At 41.7% G+C, this 25,451-nt stretch carries 22 protein-coding genes; 3 read left to right on the top strand and 19 right to left on the bottom strand.

Translation table 11 applies throughout. From position 1 onward, the window contains the following. Window positions 1-69: 69 nt before the first annotated feature. The 8 genes from bamB to ndk all read right to left on the bottom strand — a co-directional run bounded on the left by bamB (window position 70) and on the right by ndk (window position 9,056). Window positions 70-1,278, bottom strand: a complete 1,209-nt coding sequence (gene bamB / locus AB8P72_RS03595; RefSeq protein ID WP_369958016.1) for an outer membrane protein assembly factor BamB — start codon at window positions 1,276-1,278, stop codon at window positions 70-72. Window positions 1,279-1,521: 243 nt separating this feature from the next. Continuing rightward, complete coding sequence (locus tag AB8P72_RS03590) at window positions 1,522-2,325, bottom strand: YfgM family protein (protein ID WP_369958015.1); 804 nt, start codon at window positions 2,323-2,325, stop codon at window positions 1,522-1,524. Window positions 2,326-2,383: 58 nt separating this feature from the next. Next, window positions 2,384-3,670 carry a histidine--tRNA ligase gene (gene hisS / locus AB8P72_RS03585; RefSeq protein WP_288727750.1) on the bottom strand — a complete coding sequence of 429 codons (1,287 nt, stop codon included), beginning with the start codon at window positions 3,668-3,670 and terminating at the stop codon, window positions 2,384-2,386. A 116-nt stretch (window positions 3,671-3,786) separates the two neighbouring features. Beyond that, window positions 3,787-4,902 carry a flavodoxin-dependent (E)-4-hydroxy-3-methylbut-2-enyl-diphosphate synthase gene (gene ispG / locus AB8P72_RS03580; RefSeq protein WP_068407683.1) on the bottom strand — a complete coding sequence of 372 codons (1,116 nt, stop codon included), beginning with the start codon at window positions 4,900-4,902 and terminating at the stop codon, window positions 3,787-3,789. Window positions 4,903-5,027: 125 nt separating this feature from the next. After that, window positions 5,028-5,843 carry a helix-turn-helix domain-containing protein gene (locus AB8P72_RS03575; RefSeq protein WP_369958014.1) on the bottom strand — a complete coding sequence of 272 codons (816 nt, stop codon included), beginning with the start codon at window positions 5,841-5,843 and terminating at the stop codon, window positions 5,028-5,030. Further along, entirely contained in the window at window positions 5,840-6,775 is a 936-nt protein-coding gene (pilW, locus tag AB8P72_RS03570) for a type IV pilus biogenesis/stability protein PilW (protein ID WP_369958013.1), read from the bottom strand. Before pilW ends, AB8P72_RS03575 begins: the two co-directional genes overlap by 4 nt. Window positions 6,776-7,028: 253 nt before the next feature. Continuing rightward, window positions 7,029-8,270 (bottom strand): 23S rRNA (adenine(2503)-C(2))-methyltransferase RlmN, encoded by a 1,242-nt coding sequence (gene rlmN, locus AB8P72_RS03565; RefSeq protein ID WP_369958012.1) that lies wholly within the window; start codon window positions 8,268-8,270, stop codon window positions 7,029-7,031. A gap of 354 nt (window positions 8,271-8,624) precedes the next feature. Then, window positions 8,625-9,056, bottom strand: coding sequence for a nucleoside-diphosphate kinase (ndk, locus tag AB8P72_RS03560; RefSeq protein WP_369958011.1), 432 nt, complete (start codon window positions 9,054-9,056; stop codon window positions 8,625-8,627). A gap of 347 nt (window positions 9,057-9,403) precedes the next feature. Between ndk and AB8P72_RS03555 the strand changes: the two genes are divergently transcribed. Continuing rightward, window positions 9,404-10,711: an RNA-guided endonuclease InsQ/TnpB family protein gene (locus tag AB8P72_RS03555; protein ID WP_369958010.1), complete on the top strand. Its 1,308-nt coding sequence runs from the start codon at window positions 9,404-9,406 to the stop codon at window positions 10,709-10,711. Window positions 10,712-10,937: 226 nt separating this feature from the next. Here AB8P72_RS03555 and AB8P72_RS03550 read toward each other — a convergent pair whose 3' ends face one another. Beyond that, window positions 10,938-12,227 (bottom strand): adenylosuccinate synthase, encoded by a 1,290-nt coding sequence (locus AB8P72_RS03550; protein ID WP_369958008.1) that lies wholly within the window; start codon window positions 12,225-12,227, stop codon window positions 10,938-10,940. A gap of 196 nt (window positions 12,228-12,423) precedes the next feature. Further along, window positions 12,424-13,740, bottom strand: a complete 1,317-nt coding sequence (locus AB8P72_RS03545; protein ID WP_369958007.1) for an ATP phosphoribosyltransferase regulatory subunit — start codon at window positions 13,738-13,740, stop codon at window positions 12,424-12,426. A 499-nt stretch (window positions 13,741-14,239) separates the two neighbouring features. On the opposite strand from AB8P72_RS03545, the gene AB8P72_RS03540 reads away from it, so the two are divergent. Continuing rightward, window positions 14,240-14,629: a DUF2237 family protein gene (locus AB8P72_RS03540; RefSeq protein ID WP_369958006.1), complete on the top strand. Its 390-nt coding sequence runs from the start codon at window positions 14,240-14,242 to the stop codon at window positions 14,627-14,629. 126 nt (window positions 14,630-14,755) lie between these two features. Next, complete coding sequence (gene corA / locus AB8P72_RS03535) at window positions 14,756-15,979, top strand: magnesium/cobalt transporter CorA (protein WP_200663194.1); 1,224 nt, start codon at window positions 14,756-14,758, stop codon at window positions 15,977-15,979. Between the two features lie 129 nt (window positions 15,980-16,108). Here the strand turns inward: corA and AB8P72_RS03530 are convergent, their stop codons facing one another. The 9 genes from AB8P72_RS03530 to AB8P72_RS03490 form a co-directional block, all read right to left on the bottom strand. Next, on the bottom strand, window positions 16,109-16,573 hold the full coding sequence (locus AB8P72_RS03530; RefSeq protein ID WP_369958261.1) for a phosphate-starvation-inducible PsiE family protein: 465 nt from the start codon (window positions 16,571-16,573) through the stop codon (window positions 16,109-16,111). A gap of 134 nt (window positions 16,574-16,707) precedes the next feature. Next, window positions 16,708-17,613: a bifunctional methylenetetrahydrofolate dehydrogenase/methenyltetrahydrofolate cyclohydrolase FolD gene (folD, locus tag AB8P72_RS03525; RefSeq protein ID WP_369958005.1), complete on the bottom strand. Its 906-nt coding sequence runs from the start codon at window positions 17,611-17,613 to the stop codon at window positions 16,708-16,710. Between the two features lie 272 nt (window positions 17,614-17,885). Continuing rightward, window positions 17,886-19,340 carry a capsule assembly Wzi family protein gene (locus AB8P72_RS03520; RefSeq protein ID WP_369958004.1) on the bottom strand — a complete coding sequence of 485 codons (1,455 nt, stop codon included), beginning with the start codon at window positions 19,338-19,340 and terminating at the stop codon, window positions 17,886-17,888. Window positions 19,341-19,378: 38 nt separating this feature from the next. Beyond that, the gene (locus AB8P72_RS03515) at window positions 19,379-20,914 is read right to left on the bottom strand and encodes a hybrid nucleoside-diphosphate sugar epimerase/sugar transferase (protein ID WP_369958003.1); all 1,536 of its coding nucleotides are present in this window, start codon (window positions 20,912-20,914) and stop codon (window positions 19,379-19,381) included. A gap of 24 nt (window positions 20,915-20,938) precedes the next feature. Continuing rightward, on the bottom strand, window positions 20,939-22,057 hold the full coding sequence (locus AB8P72_RS03510) for a glycosyltransferase family 4 protein (RefSeq protein WP_369958002.1): 1,119 nt from the start codon (window positions 22,055-22,057) through the stop codon (window positions 20,939-20,941). Window positions 22,058-22,074: 17 nt separating this feature from the next. Further along, window positions 22,075-23,259 carry a hypothetical protein gene (locus AB8P72_RS03505; RefSeq protein WP_369958001.1) on the bottom strand — a complete coding sequence of 395 codons (1,185 nt, stop codon included), beginning with the start codon at window positions 23,257-23,259 and terminating at the stop codon, window positions 22,075-22,077. A gap of 148 nt (window positions 23,260-23,407) precedes the next feature. Then, window positions 23,408-23,932, bottom strand: a complete 525-nt coding sequence (locus AB8P72_RS03500; RefSeq protein ID WP_369958260.1) for an IS630 family transposase — start codon at window positions 23,930-23,932, stop codon at window positions 23,408-23,410. Next, the gene (locus tag AB8P72_RS03495; protein ID WP_369958000.1) at window positions 23,901-24,257 is read right to left on the bottom strand and encodes an IS630 transposase-related protein; all 357 of its coding nucleotides are present in this window, start codon (window positions 24,255-24,257) and stop codon (window positions 23,901-23,903) included. The genes AB8P72_RS03500 and AB8P72_RS03495 overlap by 32 nt, the downstream gene beginning before the upstream one ends. 133 nt (window positions 24,258-24,390) lie before the next feature. Further along, window positions 24,391-25,449 carry a hypothetical protein gene (locus tag AB8P72_RS03490; protein ID WP_369957999.1) on the bottom strand — a complete coding sequence of 353 codons (1,059 nt, stop codon included), beginning with the start codon at window positions 25,447-25,449 and terminating at the stop codon, window positions 24,391-24,393. Between the last annotated feature and the right edge of the window lie 2 nt (window positions 25,450-25,451).

Raw genomic sequence — 25,451 nt, 5'->3', positions numbered from 1 at the left:
TTTAACCAATCGCTTTAAAACATGGCTTTAGAACATAGACGTTTAAATAAGCCTTCCCTTATAACAAACCTAGCGTGCTAATTGCCAAATCGCTACTTGTCCTGAAGTACTTTGGGTCATTAACAGACTGCCTTGTACTTGCAAGTTGGTCAAAGCACCTTTGGTCTGCACGCGGCTAACAATTTTGCCGCTTGCAGGATCAAATAAATGTACCGCCCCATCAAAGTCGCCGACCGCAATATAATTGCCAATCATTACAGGATTGGTGAGGTGACGATAAGTCAACTCTTCACTTTCCCACAACACTTCGCCATTACTGCGGTTATAAGCGACCACCTTACCGTCTAAACTGGTAGCAATAACTTGCTGATTATTGACCGCAAGCGACTTTAAGCTGGCAAGCTCATTGACGAACATAACCTGACGCGAGGCCAGATCAATCCCAAGCAGCTGACCGCTATAACTGATGGCAAATAGCTGATTGCTATCAACAATCGGCATACCATCGACATCGCTCATGCGCTCAACTTCGCTACTACCCGATCCGACGCCAACGCGGCGTGACCACTGCGGTAGACCATTATCAATAGTAATAGCATGCAAGCGACCATCAGCCGTTGCTAGGAGTGCAGTTTTATCATCTAACAGTGTCGGCGCTGCTGTACCGCGTACGCTGATAGGAGGTACTTGGGTGGCAAACTGCCAAACAGATTGACCGTTTTGTAGCGATAAACCATGCAAGAAACCATCATTGGCTGATAAAATCACTCGGTTATTGGTGATTAACGCTGGGGTCAAAACTGTGCCGGTTAATTGCTGCTGCCAGCGCTTAGCGCCAGTTGCACTATCAAATGCCATCACCAAACCGCTACGCGTACTCACAATAGCCGTCTGACTAAGGGCGTCTAATGCCACGCCGCTGGTAATTTGATCACCTACATTGACTGACCATAGGCGCTGACCCTTATTATCAAAGCCTGTCAAATCACCACCGCGTGACGCCGTCACGATTTGCGAGTTAGCATAGCCTACTTGCAAGCTAAGAGGGTCTTTATTACTGGCTTTTTTACTACCAACATCGGTACTAAAAACAGGTTGTAGTACGCTAATTGGCTGTGCGATTTGTACCAACTTTACAGGCTCATTGACGACTGGTTTGATACCTCGATTACACCCAACGACTGCTGTTGCCATCACTGCGATGACGGCGACATGCATGGCCGTCGTTTTGATTGTCTTAACGTTTATCGTTTTGTTTGAGCGAATAGCTTGAGTCATTATAGGTTCTCACTACCAATAAAGTAATCATGAATAAATTAGTTAGCAGTAAATAAGTGGCACACAATAATAAGTATAATAAATAAGCACTTATGATTGATACTACCTCTTTAACTCACTGCGCTACTTAGTTTTAAAAGGGTTTGTGCAACGTTTTATCGTGTTGCAATTTTTCTTTATTAGCACATTAGCGCTTTTACTATTTTTTTAATATTTGGTTTTGGTATCTTTTTAACAACTGGCTTATGCGCCAGCTTCTATCTTACTATTGTCTGCCGCATTTTCACCTTCGGCTACGTCTGGCTGGGCAGGCATAGCAGGTTCTTGGATAAGTCCTGCTTGCGGCGCAATAGGTTCAGGCACGATACCGAGACTTTCCATCTTTAATGCCAATACTGCACGCGTCTCTTGACGGCTACGTAACAATTCCCAAGCATTATTGTAAGATTTAATCGCCGCATCTTTATTGTCTTGTGCCAAATAAATATCACCCAATAGCTCTTGCTGGCTTGCCTCAAACGAGCTTGGCATATCGTTATTAGCTTCAGTTAAAGCAGCATCGGCATCGCCCGCTGCTAATAGTGTTTTGGCATAGCGCAGACGGGTAATCGCTTCTAAGCCTGCATCACCCAAATCGATTGCCAGTGCCTTTTTAAAGGTTTCGCCAGCCCCTTTAAAATCATCACTGTCCACTTGCTGACGCGCTTTAATCATCAGCGCTTGCCACGCATAGACTGAATTGCCATGGGTGCTTACTAAAGCATCAATATCTTTATCTAGCTTTTTACGGCTCTCAGCCAGTGACGCTTGTGCCTCTGCTTCTAAGTCTGGATTTTGTGACGCCAGGCTAACTTCTTCATTTAAACGTTGAATATCGGCATAATGGTCGGCGGCTACCGTATCGACGCGCGCATGGTTATTTTGCCAATACGTCCAGCCAAAATAGGCTGCTAACGCCAATAAAATCGCAGTGACAATATAGCTGCCATATTGCTTTAACGCTTGCATTGAATTGTCTGCATTTGGCGAATTGGGTGTCAGAGCCATATATTTTTACCTGATAAAATTGATATGAAATTTTTAATGCTAAAACCACAATCGCTTATTAACGAACGAAGTTGTCTTTAGTTGACAACCAGTCTTGCGCGACTGTTTTTTGCTCACCCGTCTGCATGTCTTTGATACTAATGGTATTATCATCGAGTTCCTGCTGAGCGATAATCACTGTCAACGCCGCGCCCGATTTATCAGCCTTTTTCATTTGCGCTTTTAAGCTGGTTGCGCTCGCCATTTTTACGCGTAGGTCAGGACGGCTATAACGCAGCGCTTGCGCATAACTGATACCCGCACTATAAACTTCTGGATGGGCGACGACAAAAATATCGCAAGCGGGCAACTCTGCTATCGGTGATACAGCGTCGATAAGCAGTAATAAGCGCTCAAGTCCCATCGCAAAACCAACGGCTGGCTCAGATTTTACTGCTTTATCATCAGAGGTGCCGATAGATTTTAACTGACCAACCAAACCATCGTAACGGCCACCGGCACAAACGGTCGCTTGGCTACCAAGCTTATCAGTAACCCACTCAAATACGGTTTTATTATAGTAATCAAGTCCACGTACTAAATGCGGATTAATCTCAAACTCAATCCCAAGTGCGGTTAAATACGCTTGTACTTGTTCAAAATGCGCTTTACTTTCGGCACCCAAAAACTCGGCAAGCTTTGGCGCCTCTGCCAATAGCGCTTGGGTACTCGCCTCTTTACTGTCTAAAATACGTAATGGATTGGTCGTCAGGCGGCGTTTGCTGTCTTCATCTAACTGCTCTTGTTTGTCAGTTAGATATGCAACCAATGCTTCGCGATAAGCATGACGCTCATCAAGCTCGCCCAAACTGTTAAGCTCTAAGCGCATCTCATCTTTTAGACCAAGCTCTTGCCACATCAAATGCGTCATAGCAATCAGCTCGGCATCAGCATCTGGTAGCGCACTACCAAAACTTTCGACACCCAATTGATGAAACTGACGGTAGCGACCTTTTTGTGGACGCTCATAGCGAAACATCGGACCTATATACCAAAGCTTTGGCGTATCGCCGCGCAGCAAATTGTGCTCAATCACCGCGCGTACTGCCCCTGCCGTGCCTTCTGGGCGCAATGCCAATGGTGTTGGCGGCTCAGACTTATCGGTAAAGCTATACATCTCTTTTTCGACGATGTCGGTTGCGCCGCCGATAGCACGCGCAAACAAGTCGGTTTGCTCTACAATAGGCAAGCGAATATGCTCATAACCGTATCTGCCCAATACATCTGCCAATATCGACTCTAAGTGCAGCCATTTTGCGGACTGCTCAGGCAAAATATCATTAAACCCTTTGATTGCTTTAATCATAGTACGGTCGTATCCTTAAATTTTTAACAAGCTATCTCTAATACTTTTTATTAATAATGACGGTTTTTATTAATAATCGCGCTTTATTTTAATCGCAAAACAAATCAGGGGGCGACTTATTTTACGCGAATGATTTCATTCTCACGTTTTTTCGCCAAATCTTCGGCATGCGCACGTACCATGCCTTCGATTTCATCAACCAAATTATTGGTATCAATCAAATGGCTTTTTTCGCCCATACGGTAGACCAGCGATTTTGGTGCCGCGCCGACAATACCAATGTCTGCTTCTTTCGCTTCGCCCGGACCATTTACCTTACAACCAATCACCGACAAATTCATCGGCTCACGGATATCTTCTAAACGCGACTCTAATGCGGTCATTACTTTAATCACATCGAACTCTTGGCGTGAGCAGCTTGGGCAAGCGATAAAATTAACACCATTTGAGCGGATATTGAGCGACTTTAAAATATCAAAGCCGATTTTAATTTCTTCTTCTGGCTCTGCTGCCAAGGAGATACGAATGGTATCGCCGATACCGTCTAATAACAGCCCGCCTAAGGCAATGGCAGATTTCACCGCGCCAGTACGATAGACGCCCGCTTCGGTGACGCCTAAATGCAAAGGATTATCAATCTGCGCAGAAATCAGACGATAGGCATCTAAAGTCAAAAATACATTACTGGCCTTTACCGATACTTTATATTGATCAAAGTTTAAACGCTCTAAGATATCGATATGGCGCATCGCTGATTCAAGCATCGCCTCACCCGTTGGCTCAGTATATTTACGCTGAATGTCTTTTTCCAAGGAGCCGGCATTAACGCCAATACGAATCGGAATATTATAATCTTTGGCGCAAGCGACCACTTCGCGGACTTTGGCGTCGCTACCGATATTACCCGGGTTAATCCGCAGACAATCGGCGCCCGCTGCTGCAACCGCTAGGGCGATTTTATGATCAAAATGTACGTCTGCGATAAGGGGTACACTAACCCGCTTACGAATCTCGGCAAAGGCGTTGACGGTGTCCATCGTCGGTGTCGACACGCGCATTAAATCCGCACCCGCTTCGACGCAGCGCTCAATTTGGGCAACGGTCGCTTCTACGTCACAAGTATCGGTATTGGTCATGCTTTGCACACTAATCGGTGCATCGCCGCCGATTGCGACATCACCAACATATATTTTTTTGGTAAGACGACGGTTAATAGGCGCTGACGTTGACATAGACAAACCCTTTCATTGGAACAAATTGGAACGAATTAAAACTGAAACTTGGAAACCAACATTACTTTTAACGCTAACAGCTTGTTAAGAACAATCGTTTTGTTAAGTTTAATAGCTGTTAAATATTAAGGTGCAAGCTCAAAACTGGCCTGCGTACCTGTAGCATAACTGTCTAACGCCACCGCTTCTTCATTAAGCATTAAGCTGACATTTTTGACATTATCAATCTGTACGTTAAAAGGTGGTGTACCTGATAACTTATAATCGCCAGCAGTTTGCGAGCCATTCATCAGATTGCTACCCGAGGCATCGGTAATCACCACAACAGCGGCATCGGTCAGCTTCACGTCGAGCGTAGCGGCAGCTGTACTTTCACCGCCCAAATTCAGCGCCGAGCCAGACGCACCAACGCCATTACTATCAACATCAATCGCTGCGCCTTGCGCTTGCTCTAGTGCTGAGATATCTTCGCTGATCGTTACTGGCTGCTCATTATTGTCTTTACTGGCGTTAGACACCATACGAAATAAGAAAATCGCTAGAATAATAACGCCAATCACGGCGATGATTAATAAGGGATTAAAACGAATACGGTTATGAGTATCGCGCTGCAAGGTACCCATCGGGCGTAGTAGCGACTCAATATTTTGAGGAGCGCGCGCTTTTAGCTCATTAGGGTAAGCAGCATCAAAGCTGCTCGCTACTTTTATAGGATCTAAACCCAAAAACTTGGCGTAGTTAATTGCAAAACCCCGCGCAAACGCCGCTTGTGGTAAATCCGCAAAATTCTCATTTTCGAGCGCTTGTAAATGACGTTTTAAAATAAATAATTCGGCAGCAGCCTCTTCTAAACTGACTTGTTTGGTTTTGCGGGCTTGCTGCAACATGGCACCAAATGATCCCTGAGCGTTAGATTGTGTGTTTGATGATGGGGTGGTCATTTCCATGGTGCCTCTGGATTATTAAGCCAAATCTTAAGTTGTTTTGCTTCATCGCTTAGTGGATAAGCGGATAAAAGCTGCTGAGCCAATTGCTGGCGCGTTGCTATGTTATTTTGTGCCGCGGCAAGTTTGATACCCTGTAATAGCAGACGCGGGCTAATGCCCTGCCCTTGTACCAGTAATAAGGTTTCATCATAAAGCCTTTGAGCCTGCTGTACACGTTGCTGCTCGAGTAGCAAATCAACCAGTTCAATATGCGCAATCACACTATTGCGATTACCATCTAAAGCGCGTAAAAATGCTTTGGCAGCAGCTGGATGATCATTGAGCTGAAGATAGGTACGCCCTAAATTCTCTAACGCCCCAATTCGGCCTTCATAGCCAAGCGCCGCCCCTGCAATCTCAAACTGCTCCGCCGCCTCTTTATAGCGCTTCATTTGCGACAAATAAACACCATAATTATTGTGCGCTTGATCAAAATCTTTATCCAGCGCAATGGCTTTTTTAAAGTATTGATCGGCTCTTGCAAGATTAAGGCGACTGCCCTCTTGCTGCAACAAAATGCCCATCATATCATAAGCAGGCGCATAACGGCTATCGGCAGCAAAGGCTTTTTCAAGTTGACGCTGGGCGGTATCGAGCTCATTTTTGCGGATATATTGTGCAGCAAGTGACGTGCGAACGCGAGCAATTTCTTGCTGATCTAAATTGCGATTGTCGCTCGGTCGCGTCGACGTTTGATAAGGTGCATTACCAATCAAGTCTGTGGTCGTCGTACTTTGACAACCGCTTAACAACAAAGCACTTAACGCACTGGCTAACAAAATAACGTTTGCGCCGCGCGTTTGGGCAATACTAACAGCTGATTGCTGCGCCGATTGAGAAAGTAAGGTTTGATATTTGAACTGACAAAGAGTTTTTAAAGTCATCATAGCCGCCATCATAAAACTGTGGGTCAATGCGTTCGATCATCGAGGCATCAGTTTAATAGATTTAGCACCCATAAGTACAATTTAGTTGATATTAATTGTGCTGCTCTTTATTATTGATGTCCGTAACTACATTCTATTACCGTTCTGAGATGAAAAAGACAGATAAGCAATTCAATTCATTGCCTTACCTGTCTAATTGTCAATCAGCAAATATTTAACCCTAACTTCCTAACTTTGGACAATAAAAACGGCATTAAATAATTTCCCGATCTTTAATACTTTGCTGCCATGCTGCTGAACGACGCGTTCTATCCGCCACTTGTCCAACCAATTGACCACAAGCGGCATCGATATCGTCACCGCGCGTTTGGCGAATGGTACACACAAAACCCGCTTGGCTTAAAATATCGCTAAAGGCATGAATGCGGTTATTGCTCGATTTATCATACGGCGCATGCGGGAACGGGTTAAACGGAATCAGGTTAATCTTACTTGGCAAATCTTTTAATAATGCCACCAGCTGATGGGCGTGCTCATTGCTATCATTGACGCCATCAAGCATGACATATTCAATAGTGACATGCTTCTTATGACGCGGATTGACATCATAAACATAGTTTTTTGCCGCGGCAATCAGCTCATCTAATGGATATTTTTTATTAATCGGCACCAGCTCATTACGTAGCTCATCGTTTGGTGCATGCAAGGATATCGCCAATGCCACATCAATATCTTGCGCTAGCTGGTACATTTTTGGCACCACGCCTGAAGTCGATAGCGTCACACGGCGCTTTGATAAACCGTAAGCATGATCGCTTAGCATCAGCTCCATTGAGCCAACCACGGGTTTATAGTTTAATAAAGGCTCACCCATGCCCATCATCACGACGTTGGTGACGTTGTTTTCCCATAAACTATGGTCAACGTTTTCCAAACTGTCATTGTCATCGCTCATATAAGAGGCGTTCGCCACCCATAATTGGCCGATAATTTCGGCAGCGGTTAAATCACGCTCGAAACCTTGCTTACCAGTACTGCAAAAACTACAGTCTAGCGCGCAGCCGACTTGTGAGGAGATACAAAGAGTCTTACGGCCGTTTAGTTTGCTATCATCGGCCGGAATCAATACCGTCTCGACCAATGAGCCACCCGTGACTTCAAAGACCCATTTACGCGTACCATCATCGCTATACTGACGATGAATCACTTTTGGCGGCGTGACACAAGCATGGGCTGATAATTTATCACGCAAGGATTTGCTCAAATTAGTCATTTGCTCAAAATCGGTCACCCCATGCTGATAAATCCATTTAATCACTTGCGTCGCACGAAACGGCTTTTCGCCAATACTTTTGAAATAATCGGCCAGTTGTGCTTGCGTCATGCCCAATAAGTTGGTTTTTGCTTGTGTTTCATCGACAAGCTTGATGCTATTGGCAGGCTTTTTAGCAGTCTGTGCTGGGATATGTTGGATAGGAGTTTCGAGAGTGGACATAATAGGTAACCTTTTTGCAGCCACTAAAATAAGCGCTACAATTATTGAGATGGGCGTTGCCAGTTAATCATACATCTGATGTATGTATGCATAAGCAATCCGTTATGAGCGCATTTTTATCCGCTTCTTTTATCAAGATATCTATAAACACATAAATTTTATAAAAATATCATGACAATATGCTGATAAGGGATTGATAATGCTCTTAAAACTAATAATGAGGCAGATCTTTAAGGATTTCAATGTAGAAACAAACTATTATAGCTAAAACGGCTTATACCAAAAGATATAAGCCGTCTTGCTACACTAATTATCGATAACCAGCATCAAAGCGATTATCAATAACTGCTGCTATTAACGCGTACGTGCACAAACTTCATCTTCATTGAAGAAATAGCTGATTTCACGGGCTGCTGATTCAGCTGAATCTGAACCATGAACGGCGTTTTCATCGATGCTGCTAGCGAAATCAGCACGGATAGTGCCTTCAGCAGCGTCTTTTGGGTTAGTTGCACCCATGATTTCACGGTGCTTAGCGATTGCGTTTTCGCCTTCTAGCACTGATACCAATACAGGACCTGACATCATGAAAGATTTTAGGTCGTTGTAAAATGGACGCTCAGCATGCTCGGCGTAGAAACCGCCTGCTTTTTCATCATCAAGTTGTAGCATTTTAGCGGCAACAATTTTTAGGCCTGCTTTTTCAAAACGGTCGTAGATAGCGCCGATGTGGTTGCCAGCTACTGCGTCAGGTTTGATGATAGATAAAGTATGTTCGTTAGCCATGAAAAGCTCCTAATGGATGAGGGGTTAAAAAATTGAACTAAAATAAGAAATGAAATAGAAAAGAAGTCGCTTTATCACGAACCTCTCATTTTATCTCCGACTACTATATTGGCTTAGACTTATTGAAATGATTCATGATTTATCAATATAAATATAAATTCAAGACAGACCAAAACAGAATTATTGCTTATCAAAACGTGAAAAAGGACTCCACCTGATGTTAGGGTGGAATTGAATTTCGCCTAGCGTTTCGTTTATTATATTATATCTTTACACAAATAATATATTGAAATAAATTATTGTAAACTTTAGAGTTTATATTATATCAAAAAAAATGAATCGGCGTTATGAAAATCAACAAAGCGTATAAATTTAGGCTTGAGCCTAATGCAGAGCAACAGATTATTCTAAATAATCTTGTCGGCTCTGCACGTTTTGTTTGGAATCAAATGCTAGCGATCTCATTTGAGATGTTTGCCAAAAATGAATTTATTAATGCCACCAACTTAGTTAATAAAATCATGGTTCTAAAGAACAATCCTGATTTTGACTTCTTAAGAACCCATGCCAATGCCGTGTCTTTACAACAAAAAGTACGTGATCTTGCCTCTGCTTGGTCACGATTTTTCGACCCTAAAGTTTATGCTAGGCTCAAAGAAAACAAAAAGAAGCTCCAAAAACCCAAGTTTTTTAAGCTAAGTGATGGCACAGAGATTCAACTACGACAACTGATGCCAAGATTTAAACGTGAATCCGATGGCTGCGACTCAATCAGGCTTGTTCAGTTTGATAAATATTGCCGTGTTGAAGGTAATCGCGTCAAACTACCCAATAGCGTGGGCTTTGTGAAATTTAAAAAATCACAAGATATCATCGGCACCATTAAAAACGTCACCATCAGCAAGAAATCAGGTCACTGGTACGTGTCGTTTGGCACTGAGCGAGCATTATCTGAGAACCCAACTCACCCCTCTAAAAGCGCCATAGGTATTGATTTAGGTATCACTAAACTCATTACCACCTCAGACGGTCAATACATCAAACCCAAAAACAGCTTTAAAGCCAATCAAATTAAACTTGCCAAATTGCAGCGTCAATTAAGTAAGAAAGTAAAATTCAGTGAAAACTGGAAAAGGCAAAACCGTAAGATTCAAAAATTACACAATCACATCGCCAATATTCGCCATGACTACTTGCATAAAATCACTACCGCGATCAGCAAAAACCACGCCATGATTGCCTGTGAAGATTTAAAAGTCGCCAATATGTCGAGATCAGCTAGCGGTACGATGGAGAAAAAAGGTCGTCATGTCAAAGCTAAATTAGCATTAAACAAATCAATCTTAGATCAAGGCTGGGGCATGATGGTTAATATGCTTGAGTACAAGCAACAATGGCAAGGCGGGTTGCTCATTAAGGTAAACCCACGTTACACCAGCCAGACGTGCTTTGAATGCAAGCATATTGCCAAAGAAAATAGCCGCACTCAAGCAAACTTTGAGTGCGTCGAATGCAGGTATGTTACGAACGCAGATGTTAATGCGGCTCGTAATATATTAGCGGCAGGACATGCCGTTTTGTCTGCGGAGGGAGGACGCGGTAAAGGTCGCCCTTTGAAACAGAAAACTTGTGACCTTCGTGAGAAAGTCGCCTAAGAGCTTATGCTTTTAGAATTCCCCACTTGAGCTTGGCGAAAGTGGTGGGAGTATGTCAATATAATGATTGACGCTATAAATGCTAGCATCAATTTAGGTAAGACACTTGCATAAAGCCAAAACTTACCGCTCATTTGTCAAATATTTATGATTTATTGCTACTAAAAAACCCCAATGCTGAACATTAGGGTTTTATGAATAACTTATAATAGAGCTGTTTTACTAATTAAGCATCATACGGATCGCGCAATACAATCGTTTCTTCACGGTCAGGACCGGTTGAGATGATATCAACTGGGCAGCCAATCAATTCTTCGATACGTTTAATGTAAATTTTAGCGTTTTCTGGTAGGTCATCATAGCTTGTGATACCAACCGTTGACTCGCTCCAGCCTTGTAGGGTTTCGTACTTAGGCGTTACTGATTCATAGAATTCAGCATCATGGGCGCCTGCACACTCAGTTTCAGGTAGATTATAACCGACACCGATTAATAGCTCTTCTAGACCGTCTAATACATCAAGCTTGGTTAAGCAGATACCTGACATAGAGTTTAGTACCACAGCACGGCGTAGGGCTTCAGCATCGAACCAACCACAGCGACGAGCGCGACCAGTGGTTGCACCAAACTCATGACCAACTTTGGCCAAATGCGCACCAACATCATCAAACAATTCGGTTGGGAATGGACCGCTACCAACGCGCGTAGTGTACGCTTTAGTGATACCCAATACATAGTCTAAATACAATGGACCAATACCTGTACCAGTCGATACGCCGCCCGCAGTGACGCTAGAGCTGGTGACAAACGGATAAGTACCGTGGTCGATATCAAGTAACGTACCTTGCGCACCTTCAAACATTAGGTTTTTGCCAGCAAGACGTAGTTGGTTTAGGTCTTCGGTCACATCGGTAACCATACCTTTAATCTCTTCTTTCCACTCTTGGCAAAGCTTAAACGTCTCATCAAAATCAATGGCGTCAACTTTATAATACTGAGTCAGTTGAAAGTTATGATATTCGATTAGATTGCGTAGTTTTTCTTCTAAGTCATCACGGAATAAGTCAGCAAGTTTAATTGCACGGCGCGCAACTTTATCCTCATAAGCTGGTCCGATACCGCGACCTGTGGTACCGATTTTACCAGTACCTCGCTTAGCTTCGCGTGCTTGGTCAAGCGCCACGTGATAAGGCATGATCAATGGACAATTTGGTGAAATACGTAGGCGCTCACGGACTGGCACGTTCTTGTCTTCTAGGGCTTTCATCTCTTTTAGTAGAGCGTCAGGCGCTAGCACCACGCCGTTACCGATGAAGCACGTTACGCCTTCACGCAAGATACCTGAAGGAATCAGATGTAGGATGGTGGTTTTGCCATCGACAACTAAGGTGTGACCGGCATTATGGCCACCTTGGAAACGTGCAACGGCTGAGGCTTTTTCGGTCAGTAAATCAACGATTTTACCTTTACCTTCATCGCCCCATTGGCTACCCAAAACTACGACATTCTTACCCATGATTAATCCTTACCTTTATGTATTGAGGTGTGTGCAATAACGGTTTAAAACTAAATTTACGCTAAAAAATATGATTAAAGGTTATTCTTTAGCATTTTAATGATTCAGTCATTTAATGATATTTCTTGAAATAGGTTGTAAATTCAAATATGGCTTTTAAAATTAAATGGCATTTAAGAGTAAACAGCTTTTAAGCTCAAACGGTCTCTAACTGCCACTCATTATCTACAAAGTTTAAACGGTGCGTCAGCGCTGCTGGACGGTCATCAGCCGTTAATGGCATAGTGACGCGGTAACCTTGCTGACGTAAGCTTGTGACCTGTTGCAATAGATTCTGCATTTGCGCTTTATCAGCATTAGCTTGCTGTAATGCCTCATAATCAACCAATACAATAATCGGTGATTCAAGCTGAGTATGCGCCAGCAAACGACTAACATCCATACTAAAACCTGTCGCTTGACGGGGCTGCTTCGCACTTAATTGCCCCACGCTCTGCATACCATCAAAGCGCCCGCCACGTACCAGCGGCTGAGTTTCACTATTGATATAGCCGTTAAAGATAATACCCGTATGGTAATGATAGCCTGATAGCTCCGTCACATCGATACTGACTGGCGTCTGCCACTGCGTCTCTAAATGGGCTTTTAGACGTTGCAACTCATTGACAGCCGTCACGATGTGCGTATCTTGCTTAGCAGTCTCTGACAGCGTGTCTAACAGTTTTGCCATATCATGACCAAAGCGCGCCAATGCATAAAAATCATTACCCATTGTCAGTAGCTGACAGACGCGTTTTAGCTCTGGTAAATTCTTATTGGCATACAGATGCATCAATTGCTCGGTGTCATTATCTGACAACTCAGCCAGTGCCGCTAAACGCTTGAATATCGCCACATGACCCAAGTCAATATGTAGCGCTGCGCTCATATCCAAGCTATTTACCATACTAAACAGCACATCTATCAGCTCGATATCAGCTGCAAGCTCGCCGCAACCAAATATCTCCGCACCGAGTTGTAGCGGTGTACGTGAGCCAAAGAGCCCTGAAGGCAACGTATGAATGACATCACCGGCGTAGCAATAACGCGCAATTCCATGACCGCCGTGATGGGCATCTATACGCAAAATCTGTGGCGTAATATCCGCGCGCACGCCCATCAAACGACCAGTCAGCTGATCGATAATCTTAAAGGTTTGACGTTTTAAATCTTCTGAGGCTTCACTCAATAACGATTCGGTAAACTCAATCATCGGCGGATTGACCAACTCATAGCCATGGCTAATAAGCTGCTGGATCAATTGATGTCTCAGTACTTCTTGTTTATGGGCATCTTCAAACAGCACATCGACAACCCCATCAGGCAGCAGCCAGCTGTTATTGGCAACGTCACTGGCAAAGTTGTTGAGATATGGCAGACCATTAGCGGCAGCAGGGTTATCAGCAGGCTGGGGCGCCGCTGGTTTTGTCGTATTTGACTGGGCAGGTTTTGCAAAATCAGAACTGACAGACACAATGAATCCTTGTTTGGCGTAGCGCTTACCAAAAACGCGGTACTGATGCGGTACCAAAAAGTCGTATTCATAATGGCAGTGATATAAGGCGTTTTGTATTTTTGACGCGCAACATCACCGACCCAATTATCTATAAGCAAACTAGGTGACCGCAAAAGGGTGAGTAATAAGTATAAGTTAGGATGATAAGACGAGTATCTTTATGCGCTAAAATTTATGCGATAGAAAACTATGATAAATAATCAAGGCACTTTATGCTTTAGTTTAGCATAGCAGCCAAGCTTCGCCTAGTGACAATTGAACCCAATTGCCATCTAATTATTTTGCGAACGCATGATGTAATGAACTCATTGTCTCCTAAACTTATTCTTTAACAAAGAAGCGGCCTGACTCATAAACCGTACTTAAACCTTGTAAAGCGTTTACCATCTGTTGCTTGATAAGGCCTTATCGCTAGACTCATGTTACACTAAAGCATATTTTTATCTCGGAAAGCCTTATGTCATCTGATTACCACCCAAACCCTGCCATCAACCAAAGCAACGTTCTTGGCACTGCCCTTGCTAGCTGTTGTTTTGACCCTATTACTGGCTATTACCGCAATGGCTTTTGTCATACCGGTAACCTTGACGTCGGTCAGCATACCGTCTGCGCGAAGATGACCAGTGAATTTTTAAACTTTTCTGCCAGTCGTGGTAATGATTTAATCACGCCGCTGCCTGAGTATGGTTTTTCTGGCCTGCAACCTGGTGATTACTGGTGTATCTGCGCGCTACGCTGGGTTGAAGCATTAGACTTCGATATTGCCCCACAGATAAAGCTCGAAGCTTGTCACGAAAGCTTATTAAGTTTGGTTGATATCGACACGCTAAAACGCTATGCATTGTAGTTTGCAGAGAAGCAATATAAAAAAGGTGAGGGACATAAATTAATAGGCTAAAGATGTTTTAGCCGATGTCATTTTCACGTTTATTTAACATTTATTTAATATTAGCCACCGACTAAAGGAGAAGGTATGAACCAAGATGATGACCTGATTGTCAAACCGACAACGCGTATCACACCTGACTCTAATGTCAGCCTTATCGATACCAGCATGGGCGATGAGCGCTCTTATTTAGACAATTATGCCAGCTATGACAGCTATATTTATGGCGATGCCGATGCGACGGTCGAAGATACGATTGAGACAATGACCGTTTATGATCCCGACTCTGAACGCTATGAAGATATCGACTTATCGAGCGATGATGAAGTGGTCAATTGCTACGCCTACTCGCGTAAAACTGGTGAAAAAGTCAATAAAATTGGCCTAAATGATGTCAGTCGCGCTTTAAGTAATAGCGGGCAATTTATCTGGCTCGGGCTTTATGACCCAAGTTTAGAGACCATGGTAAAAGTTAGAGATGCCTTTGAGCTGCACGAGCTGGCAATTGAAGACGCCTTTGCTGACCATCAGCGCGCCAAGGTTGAAAACTACGACAATGATATGATATTTGTGGTGCTGCGTACCGCCAAACTTGAAGACAACGTCATTCGCTATGGCACCACGGCGATATTTATGGGCAAAAACTACCTGATTACGATCCGCAATGGGCCGTCGAACTCTTACGCGCCGGTGCGCGAACACTGCCATCGCCGCCCAGAAAAGCTGCGCATGGGACCTATCTTTGTCCTGCATGCCATACTCGATTTTATCGTCGATAACTATATGCCGATTACCGATCGCTTAGGCAGTTATCTACGCGAGCAAGAACGCAATATCTTCACCTATGAGTTTAATAAAGAAACGCTTAGAAATCTGTATGAATTAAAATCCCAGCTGGTGCATATGCGGGCGGTGATTTTACCGGTACAAGATATCTGTAGTTTCTTTATTAATCACGATAAAAGCGATTTAATCTCGCCGTTTTCCCATGCTGCAAAACCTTATTTCCGAGATGTGAATGACCATTTACTACATTCTTTAGATGCGATTAATGGCTTAAATGAAATGCTTAGCGTGGTCATGAATACTTACCTCGCTATGGTTAATATGGGACAGAATGAGGTGGTACGTAAACTTGCTGCTTGGGCTGGTATTTTGGCCGTACCGACAGCGATTGCTGGTATCTATGGCATGAACTTTGACTTTATGCCAGAGCTGCATTGGCAGTATTCTTACCTTGTTATCATGGCCGTTATTATCTCACTGTGTAGCTTTTTATACTTTAACTTTAAACGCTTGGGTTGGCTGTAATTTAAGAGAATTTCAGACAAAAAAAAGGGCTGCCATTTAATTGGCAACCCTTTTTTTATTAAAAACTATTTATTCGCATGCGCATGATTGAGCAACAACCATTCAACGATGATGTTTTTTGAAAAAACCTTATTTACGATAAGGCTTACTATCAACGCTTGGCAGATGATGCTCGGTACTACTTATTTGATGATCATCCAAATAATCTTCTGGTCGCCCAAACATCTTCGCCGTCCACGTTAATATTACAATCGACGCACTCAGTACCATAATGGCAAAGGAAATCGTTGCCAATAGCCACAGATGAAAGTTATCGGATACCGCTTGCACGTCAACCACCAAATGGCGTGATAAAGCGGTAATCGCAATAAATATCAAAAACTGCACCGGCAAACGGTGGGTTTTAAAATAAATCCCAATCATAGCGAGCAGTTCAAGATAAATAAAAAGCAATAAAATATCTTTTAAATCCGCTGCGCCTTTTTGCACAATAGAAAAGAACTCTTTGCCCGCCGTCCAAACGACCACCACGCTGATTAAGAATAAAATAATATAGTGGCAGATATCGACAAACTCACGGCCGATATGCTGCATGCGCTCATGGATACCGATATTGGAATTTGCTACATCGGTATCATCGATATCATTGCTTTGATAGGCTTTATTATTTTTCTCTGTCGATAGCTGTTCTGATTGCTGTTCTGGTTTTTGCTCTAACAGCGTCTTCATCAGCTGACTGCACTGTTATCTAAACCAGCAGCTTTTTCGGCCGCATCAACGGTTTGGCGAATAAGGGTATTAATGGTCATAGGGCCTACGCCACCTGGAACTGGTGTATAAGCACTGGCAATATTTTCTACGCCTTGCAATTCGATATCACCAACGCCGCCATTATCCGTCGGATGGAAACCTGCATCGATCACCACCGCGCCTTCTTTAATCCAATCCGCTTTAATTAGCTCAGGTACACCCACTGCCCCAACCACGACATCAGCACGCTTAATATGCGACTCTAAATCTTGCGTTCTTGAGTGGCAAATCGTTACCGTACAGTTGGCATTTAATAGCATCATCGCCATTGGCTTACCTAAGATAGCACTGCGACCGACGACTACCGCTTCTTTACCTGCAAGCTCAATGTTATGATGCTCTAATAAATGCATGATACCTTGTGGCGTACATGAGCCATAAGCGGACTGCTGCATCGCCATACGGCCAAAGCCCAAACAAGTCACACCATCGACGTCTTTTGCCAAGTCAATCTGCTCAAAGCAAGCACGCTCATCGATATGTGCCGGTACTGGGTGCTGCAGCAAAATACCATGAACGTCTGGATTGCTGTTAAGCTCGTCTATTTTTGCCATCAGCTCTGCAGTCGTTGTCGCACTTGGCATTTCAACGCGTATAGAATCCATACCCACACGCTTACAAGCATTGCCTTTCATACGTACATAAGTCGCAGAAGCAGGATCGTCACCGACCAATATCGTCGCGAGGCTTGGAGTACGTCCTGTCTTAGCTTTGATAGCGTCTACACGCGTACTCAGTTGCTGTTCTATTTGTTTAGCAAGTGCTTTACCGTCCAAAACGGTAGCAGATCCTTGGGCAGTTGACGTAATAGACGCAATTGACATAGTAACTCCAATAGAGGGTGCGATAAAAAATAGGGTGCGATAAAAAGTAAAGACAGCGCCTGCAAGTTTTTGCATGCCTGTCTTATACTCGGTCAATTCTTTTTGACCGTTAATTGAGACTGATATTGTACCTGTCTGAGCCAAAAAATCCTAGCGCGCTATTAACAGTCCATACTTTAAAATCTGTAAACTCACTATAAAAAATCGGCCTATTAATTATAATAGACCGATTTTTATGTTCGAAAACTTTCGTAAACTGATTAAACAGTCATTTAATAAGTATGAAATTCTATACCTACGCCTACCCCAACATCAGTGGACTGATTATCAGAGTCGACTGCCCAAAGCCTACTAGATATCAGCGTCTTTGGATTGTATTGATGCTCCCAAGCCACATCAATACTGGTCAGCTTATCAGTCGTTGGAAAAGCTTGATTAATGGGTTCATCCGCTTGATTCACCTTGGCATGTTGTACTTTTGCATTAATGAAATTACGGTCATCGAGCCATAAGCGACCACCAAGCGCGATACTTTCCGCATCGCCGCCTAGTGCATATCCTAATGGAAAACCTTGCTGATAATAGCCGTCTGTATAGATAAAGTGGTCATAAGAAACGCCTTTTACCTCACCACTAGAACGAGTGTCTGTATACTCTGCATACAGCTGGTACGGCTTACCATAGGCAGCAGATGCATAATCAACACCGGCTAAATACATGTTTTTAGCGGGCAAACCCCCTGCTTCATCTTCGCCCACATATTGAGCATAAACGCCTGCAGGGATATTCACCAATGGTGCTAAATTTAAGCGCGCATCAAAACCACCAAGTTGATTAGCTGGGTCATCAGCCGCCTCTATACTATTAGTTGCTTCGTTATCTTTGGTTCCTAATAAAGCATCAGTAAAAGAGCTAAAACTCTGGGGACGACCTTCACCGCCCCACATAAAGGTACGTGAGGCCCCTAATTCTAACCAGTCTGTAGGATTAGCTGTTAGGCGCATACCAAATAGCTTAGCATCAGGAATCGCCTCATAATCCTCTAGCTGACCAGCAAATAGCTGATACTGCCAAGGTCCGACCCACGATAAATATGGGGATGTCGGCGCTGTTTGTTGATCTCGCTGCATGGTAAAACCTGTCACTGGCAAGCTTGCATCACCTCGAATAAGGCTACCATCATGCCCGGGGCCCCACCAGGTAGGAATTTTACCCGCTATAAACCACTGATTGGCTGCGGTACCAGCAAGGTACGAGCCTTCAAAGCTAACGTCTGAGCTGTCATCGATAAGTTTGTCATTTTTTACATTGGCTTGGAGATTAAACTCCCAATCTGTTTCGCTAAGCGACACACCTACACTTGCTTGTTGACCTGCAAGTTGATCGTCAGCAAATTTTTGTGGTAGCTGGTCTCTATCGGTTTGTATATGCAGGGCGGCAGAGCCTTTTACCACTGAGTCACGGTTTTGGCTCAATCGCGCTTGTACCGACTGCAACATCTGCTGCTGCGCTGGCGTCTGGGCACTAGCCGTATTTAACGCGCGATTAATCTCATTAGCAGTCAGCGGCCACGTGCTGGTACTAATCTGCGCGACCCCTTGAGTATTCAGCCAGTCAAGATCTGCCTTAAGCTTTAGATCGTTCATATACAGGTTTTGTGCAGATGCCAACATCGACACTGAGGATAAGACACTCAAACTTAGGACCAGACTTAGCTTTTTATACATGATAGATTACTTCCAGATAACTGAGATTATATCGTTTTTCATTTAACTGCGTCGCCACTACCTTTACCTAAAGCGGTATTCAGTATATAAGAAAGATAGTTTTTAAGGTTGATAGTATCAATCATTTCTTTGTCTTTTTTAGCCAAGCGTTCGGGTGTAGACATATCGATACCACTTAATTGAGCTAGACCAGTGATGCCTGGTAAAACTTTATAAACCCCCATCTCATCTCTAGCTTCGATAAGCTCTTTTTGATTAAACAAGTTGGGTCTCGGACCTACCAAGCTCATCTCACCTTTTAATACATTGATAAGTTGTGGTAACTCATCGAGCTTTGTTTTACGTAGTACTTTGCCCAATTTCGTTATCGAAGTATTATCAGCAAGGTGACTGGCAACAGACTCCGTGCTCACCTTCATCGTACGAAACTTAATCAATTTAAATGGTTTCTGATCTTTACCTACTCGTTCTTGAATAAATAGAGGCGAGCCTGTATCCAAGTACCCAATAGCGGTTGCCCCAATTAACAATGGTGAGGCTACTACTAAGCCTGTCGTAGAAAAAACAATATCCAATGGTCTTTGTAAAGGCATAGACTGGGAAGCTGCTAAGCTTGACTTGTAATATTTAGCAGTTTTTTGAATAGACTCACTAGTTGAATATTTAGGCTCCCAACCTAACAAAGTTTTAGCTTTACTGATATCAACTTGTAATGATCCTGATAACCTTTGAGCGACACTTGATTTACCGACAGCACTTGCTGCGGTATTAATCAATTTGGGAGGAATATTTACTGCTTTGTTTTTAACGTCTAAACCTTTTGATATCTCTTCCAACAAATCAGCAGTAGAAATATCATCATCGTCAGATATCAGAAATACTTCATTTTTAGCATCTTTGTGCTCGATACAGGTAATAATAAAATCAACCAAGTTGTCTACAGATACCAGACTGCGTAGGTTCTGTTTAATTCCACCTATAGGCAAAGGGACGCCCTTATAAGTCCATTTCATTAGAGAGCGAAAGTTACCTTTGACATTTTCGCCATATACTAGGGTAGGACGAATAATTACAACTTCTAATGCCGTTGTCTCAGCAATTTTAAGTAGGCCCTGCTCAGCCTCATATTTAGAAATACCATAAGGATCGGTAGGATTAGGCTTAGAATCAGCTGTATACGGTCTACCACGCTCGGTACCTTCGCCATTCACTTTGATTGAGCTAATAAATATAAAACGCTTTACACCTGCTTCCACAGCTTGCCGAGCTAGATTTAAGGTCCCCTCTAGATTAACCTTACGAAATTCAGTTAAAGGATCAGCAGACTTATCATTCATTACATGTACACGAGCAGCTGTATGAACAACTACATCGACACTTTTTAGTGCATCACTCCAATCAGTGCTAGTTGTTAAATCATCAACTTTGACAATCCGTACAACGTCCGACTGCTCATTAATGTTACGCACAGCAATCGTTAAATCATAGCTCCCATCTGCTACAATACGCTGCTGTATCGCATTGCCAACAAATCCAGTTGCACCAGTGAGAAGTAATCTATGTTTATTACTCATGGATAAATATCCTAAATAAAAAATTTAATTTGTTTGCTGATAAATAGACAGATGCTGCCCTACCACTTTTTCAATCGAAAACTCTCGCTCTGCTAGCTGACGTCCAGCAATACCCATCCCTACTCGAAGCTTAGGATCTTTAATTAGCTTTTCTATAGCATCAGCTAATGCATTGGAATTCTTAACTGGGACCAATAATCCTGTCTTGTTTTCTTCGATAGCATCACGGCAACCGGGTACATCTGTCGTAATCACAGCCCTTCCCGATGCAGCAGCCTCAATCAATACTTTGGGTAATCCTTCACGATAGGAAGGTAGTACTACGATATTAGTCTTCCTGAACACAGCCGACATATCCTTCTGATATCCCAAAACAACTAAATTTGGAAGAGCTTTCCATTCCTCAAGATCTTGCTCTGTAGCACTAGTATTATTACCTAAATCAAGATCTCCCACGATCTGATAATTAGCTACTATGCCCTTTTTATTTAACAACTTAATAGCATCCACATACTCCGCTAACCCTTTATCAAATAGTAAACGTGCTGCGAAAGTCACTACAGGCGTATCATTTAAGTTTTCAGGAGTAGACTGGAAGGTAGATAGGTCTATACCTGAACCACGTATGAGCATGGTTTGCTCAGCTTTGACAGCTTTTAGATCTATTAATAACTGCTTATCGTCAGGATTTTGCAGTATAACTGTGGTTTTTTTAGAACCTAAAGCAAGACGATATAAGCCTACTCCAATTTTTCGTTTTAAGTCTGCTTTAACACCTTCTGCCAAAAATAAAGTGCCTAACCCTGATACAGCAGCCACTACCTTATTAACTGATGTAAAGCGAGAAGCTATACCGCCATATAAAACAGGTTTTATAGTCACTAAATGTAAAATATCAGGATTTATATTATTTATAAGCTTCCAAATTTCTAATAGACTATTTAATTCGCTTGGAACACTACTACCATTACGCGATAATGAAACCTCATGATGAATAAAACCTTTTTCTAATATTTCTGAAACTGCTTCTCCAGCTCTAGTCGCCACATGTACAGTGTACCCCTGCTCTTGAGCCGCTAGAGCAATAGGTAAGCGGTGGGATAAGAAAAACCAAGGCTCATTTACTATATATAATATCTTCAACTTATACCCTATCAATTTTATCGAGAATTGTGCTTCATAGCTTGCTTGGATGAAGCTTTCTTCTTTCTCGGAAATAGCTTCTCAATATCGCAGTCAGCACATACAAATAATACATATATAACTACGAAAGCATAGCGATAGCGAACAGCTGTCCCGTAGTTTGCAACAACCAAACCATATACGGACATCGCTAGCGCCATAAATAGCAACCAAAAAGCAAGCTTATCCAAACTTTTCTTCCAAGCTTGTCGAGTAATCAAAAACAAAATACCCAAAACAAATGCGTTTTCAAGTGACTGTATTAACTGTAAAGCACTGCTTGCTTCCCATGGTAAAGGTTTAGATAAGAAATAAAATCCTGATGTTAAACCTTGATAAACAAAGTCTCCCACACCTGAGATGAGTTCAATATCATCCCTGTCTCCCCCATCTTCAACAAACATAGCCACTCGAAACTTGTTGACTAGAGGAATAGCGATCGGTGCAGAAAGCAGTAAACCAACCAAGCTAATAGCACCAATAACCAATGCTTTGGTGAGCCCCATACCTTTTTTTGCAACATTAAATATAAAGTATAGTAAGACTATTGGACCAACAATATAAAAATTCTGGAACTTAATTAAATATATTGGAATAATGCAAACAGCACTCTTTAAAACTTTAGACTCACGAGCAAAGATTATCGCCAAAGTCATAAAGAAAAATATTAACGTCTCTCTTAAGCTCAGAGCCGTATACAAAGCCATACTTGGAAACAATAAGTAAAACCACGAAGATAGCTTCGTAAATATTTTTTTTACGTAAAGAATGAAAAATAAAACGATATAAATAAAAGTATTATAAAACCCCAAGCTGATAGGCGATACAGGAGTAGGAAATGGCATCAATGCGAAAAAGACACTAGCTTGTACAGTATTTTTACCACTCGTTAATGATTCAATAAAGCCCCATTTCCCACTTCTTAAGTTATTAACTCCTTCCCAATATTTCAACTGGTCAGGCATATAACTAACACTAAACAAAACATCGTTTAGAAAAAAAGGCAGAAAACAATGAAGTACTAGTACTATTTGGTAGTTACTAGAAACTTTAAACTTATATCCGCATACCAATATTAATAATAGGCATATAAATAAACTAGGTAATTCAAACAACCTAATCCCAAAAAAACCATAGGTATAAATCCAATTTAACTCACTCATATTTTCTCATAAAAAACTCAAATCTCATTAACTTAGATCATTAATATTATGCAAAAAACCTTGAAAACAATTTATTAACTATATTTTCATACATAGTAGATAAATGAAATTTCATGAAATCAACTCCATAACTTATATCTAGTTATAGTCAGTTCAAAATAAAATTGTTATGGTTAGGGCAAATATCATAAAATAATTTAGATAAGTCATTTTGCATCCAACCTTGGCGTAGAAACTTCACTTGAGCCCACTTCTTTTCAATGGGATTTAGATCAGGGCTGTAGGGTGGCAACCAAAGAATACGATGGCCATGCCTATTTAATAGCTTTCGAATGCGTTTATTTTTATGAAACCTGGCATTATCCATCACGATCACACATTTGGCTTTAAGACTTAGAATAAGTGTGAACTTGCACCAGTCATAAAATATATTGCTATTGATGTTTTGCTCAAAGTAATCAAGCGCAAACAGCATCTTTTCATACAAAGCACCGATGACGTTGGTTCGCTTTTTACCTTGCCAGTTGTAGCGATCAATACAAGGCTTACCAATCGGTGCGTAGCCATTAGGACGAATAGTCTCAGCTTCAAAGCCACTTTCATCCATATAAACAATGGGGTAGCCTTGCTGAATAAAACGATCAAGCTTTCTCTGATAAGCGGCTCTTTTTATTGGAGATGCTTTTGGATGTTCTAAGATCTTTTTTTTGACTAATGCCTAGGCGCTTTAAGGCATGATAAATGCCTGTTTTACTACAGTTTAAACGACGAGCTCTTTCGTATTGATAATCATCAGGATGTTCTTTGACATCCTTAAGTAGCACGTCATCTGGTATTTTATAAGGCTTAGTTTGCCTAGTTGCTTTACTATGAACACGTCTCTTCCAGTTTTGTATGGTGGTTGGGCTGAGATTATAGAACTCAGCCGCCCCGGCAAAGGTGATACCATCGTCTATACTTTTGAGAACTTGTCTACGAAAATCTAGTGAGTAAGTCATGATGTTTATAATAAAAATTGGGTTTGATAATTGATTTATAACATTTTTAAGTGGGCTTGACTATAGCTCGTCATACTACTTTTAAAGTTCAATATAAATAGTAAATATTTTAGCTCATTACGGATATGGTATATTAAACTCTTTCTTTTAGTTTGCTTAACCAACTATCCATCCTATTTTTCCAGCTTACTTCTATTATAGTATTTCTAAAACCATTATTCTCTAGATTATTCAAATAATGTAATATGTCCTTTCTAGTTTTTTCAGTTTTTTCAAAACTCACACCTATTCCACAATCATACTTTAAAACCTCATCTGAATAACCTATAATATTCTCTGCAATTACTGGCTTATTATTATTAATATAATCATATAATTTTAACGGACTACCAGGGCTTACACGATTATTTTTAACTGGTAATAGACATGCATCAGCAGCTTTTATTAACTCATTACATCCGATATCATCAAGAGGAGATATATTAATACAGACACTATCTGGATCATATTGTTTTAAAGAACCTCCACCTACTACTATCTTTATTTTATCACCATATTTATTAAATTCTTTTTGTAAATCAACTAGGTATTCCACACCATGCCAAACTGAAACAGATCCAGTAAAAACTAAATAAGTGTACTCATCATTAAATGAAAATTTATGCCTTGCTTCACTCTTATTGATAAGACTTAATGAATCATTGCCATAGCCATTGTAACAATAAAAGTCTGAAAGTTTACTCCAACCTTTTTCTTTATAAAAATTTAATAAAAAAGGATGGTTAAATATTCTGATATCCACCCATAAGTCTAAACTATGAAAAAAATTAAATACAGACTTTAAAAGAAAAAGTTTTAGACTTTTATGTCCTAAGAGTTTTATCTCTTCCTTAGATAGAGCATGTATTTCTCTAACTGTCAAAACACCCATTAACTTAGCTATTAAAACCGAGAAAAAACCAGTATTACCTCTAGATATTAAAATATCTGGCTTATTCGCTAAAATATAACTGGCACATTTTATATCAAGAGAAAAACCTTTAAGTAATTTATATAAGCTACCACCTTTGTAAAGACTGAACACTGTAAGACTTGGCACAATATCTGCTAAAGCTTCTAACTTTTGTTTAGTCGCTCGATCCTTACCACTTGACTTTGTAAGATCAAAGTTACACAAATACACAATATGCATAT

Origin of the sequence: Psychrobacter sp. CLB018, assembly GCF_041222815.1 — a bacterium.
Classification (GTDB): domain Bacteria; phylum Pseudomonadota; class Gammaproteobacteria; order Pseudomonadales; family Moraxellaceae; genus Psychrobacter; species Psychrobacter faecalis.
This window is presented reverse-complemented; position numbering and strand designations above follow the sequence as displayed.

Coding starts and splice junctions, on each gene's coding strand:
- bamB (WP_369958016.1), bottom strand. CDS start 1,278: ATGACTCAAGCTATTCGCTCAAACAAAACGATAAACGTTAAGACAATC.
- AB8P72_RS03590 (WP_369958015.1), bottom strand. CDS start 2,325: ATGGCTCTGACACCCAATTCGCCAAATGCAGACAATTCAATGCAAGCG.
- hisS (WP_288727750.1), bottom strand. CDS start 3,670: ATGATTAAAGCAATCAAAGGGTTTAATGATATTTTGCCTGAGCAGTCC.
- ispG (WP_068407683.1), bottom strand. CDS start 4,902: ATGTCAACGTCAGCGCCTATTAACCGTCGTCTTACCAAAAAAATATAT.
- AB8P72_RS03575 (WP_369958014.1), bottom strand. CDS start 5,843: ATGACCACCCCATCATCAAACACACAATCTAACGCTCAGGGATCATTT.
- pilW (WP_369958013.1), bottom strand. CDS start 6,775: ATGATGACTTTAAAAACTCTTTGTCAGTTCAAATATCAAACCTTACTT.
- rlmN (WP_369958012.1), bottom strand. CDS start 8,270: ATGTCCACTCTCGAAACTCCTATCCAACATATCCCAGCACAGACTGCT.
- ndk (WP_369958011.1), bottom strand. CDS start 9,056: ATGGCTAACGAACATACTTTATCTATCATCAAACCTGACGCAGTAGCT.
- AB8P72_RS03555 (WP_369958010.1), top strand. CDS start 9,404: ATGAAAATCAACAAAGCGTATAAATTTAGGCTTGAGCCTAATGCAGAG.
- AB8P72_RS03550 (WP_369958008.1), bottom strand. CDS start 12,227: ATGGGTAAGAATGTCGTAGTTTTGGGTAGCCAATGGGGCGATGAAGGT.
- AB8P72_RS03540 (WP_369958006.1), top strand. CDS start 14,240: ATGTCATCTGATTACCACCCAAACCCTGCCATCAACCAAAGCAACGTT.
- corA (WP_200663194.1), top strand. CDS start 14,756: ATGAACCAAGATGATGACCTGATTGTCAAACCGACAACGCGTATCACA.
- AB8P72_RS03530 (WP_369958261.1), bottom strand. CDS start 16,573: ATGCAGCATATCGGCCGTGAGTTTGTCGATATCTGCCACTATATTATT.
- folD (WP_369958005.1), bottom strand. CDS start 17,613: ATGTCAATTGCGTCTATTACGTCAACTGCCCAAGGATCTGCTACCGTT.
- AB8P72_RS03520 (WP_369958004.1), bottom strand. CDS start 19,340: ATGTATAAAAAGCTAAGTCTGGTCCTAAGTTTGAGTGTCTTATCCTCA.
- AB8P72_RS03515 (WP_369958003.1), bottom strand. CDS start 20,914: ATGAGTAATAAACATAGATTACTTCTCACTGGTGCAACTGGATTTGTT.
- AB8P72_RS03505 (WP_369958001.1), bottom strand. CDS start 23,259: ATGAGTGAGTTAAATTGGATTTATACCTATGGTTTTTTTGGGATTAGG.
- AB8P72_RS03495 (WP_369958000.1), bottom strand. CDS start 24,257: ATGACTTACTCACTAGATTTTCGTAGACAAGTTCTCAAAAGTATAGAC.
- AB8P72_RS03490 (WP_369957999.1), bottom strand. CDS start 25,449: ATGCATATTGTGTATTTGTGTAACTTTGATCTTACAAAGTCAAGTGGT.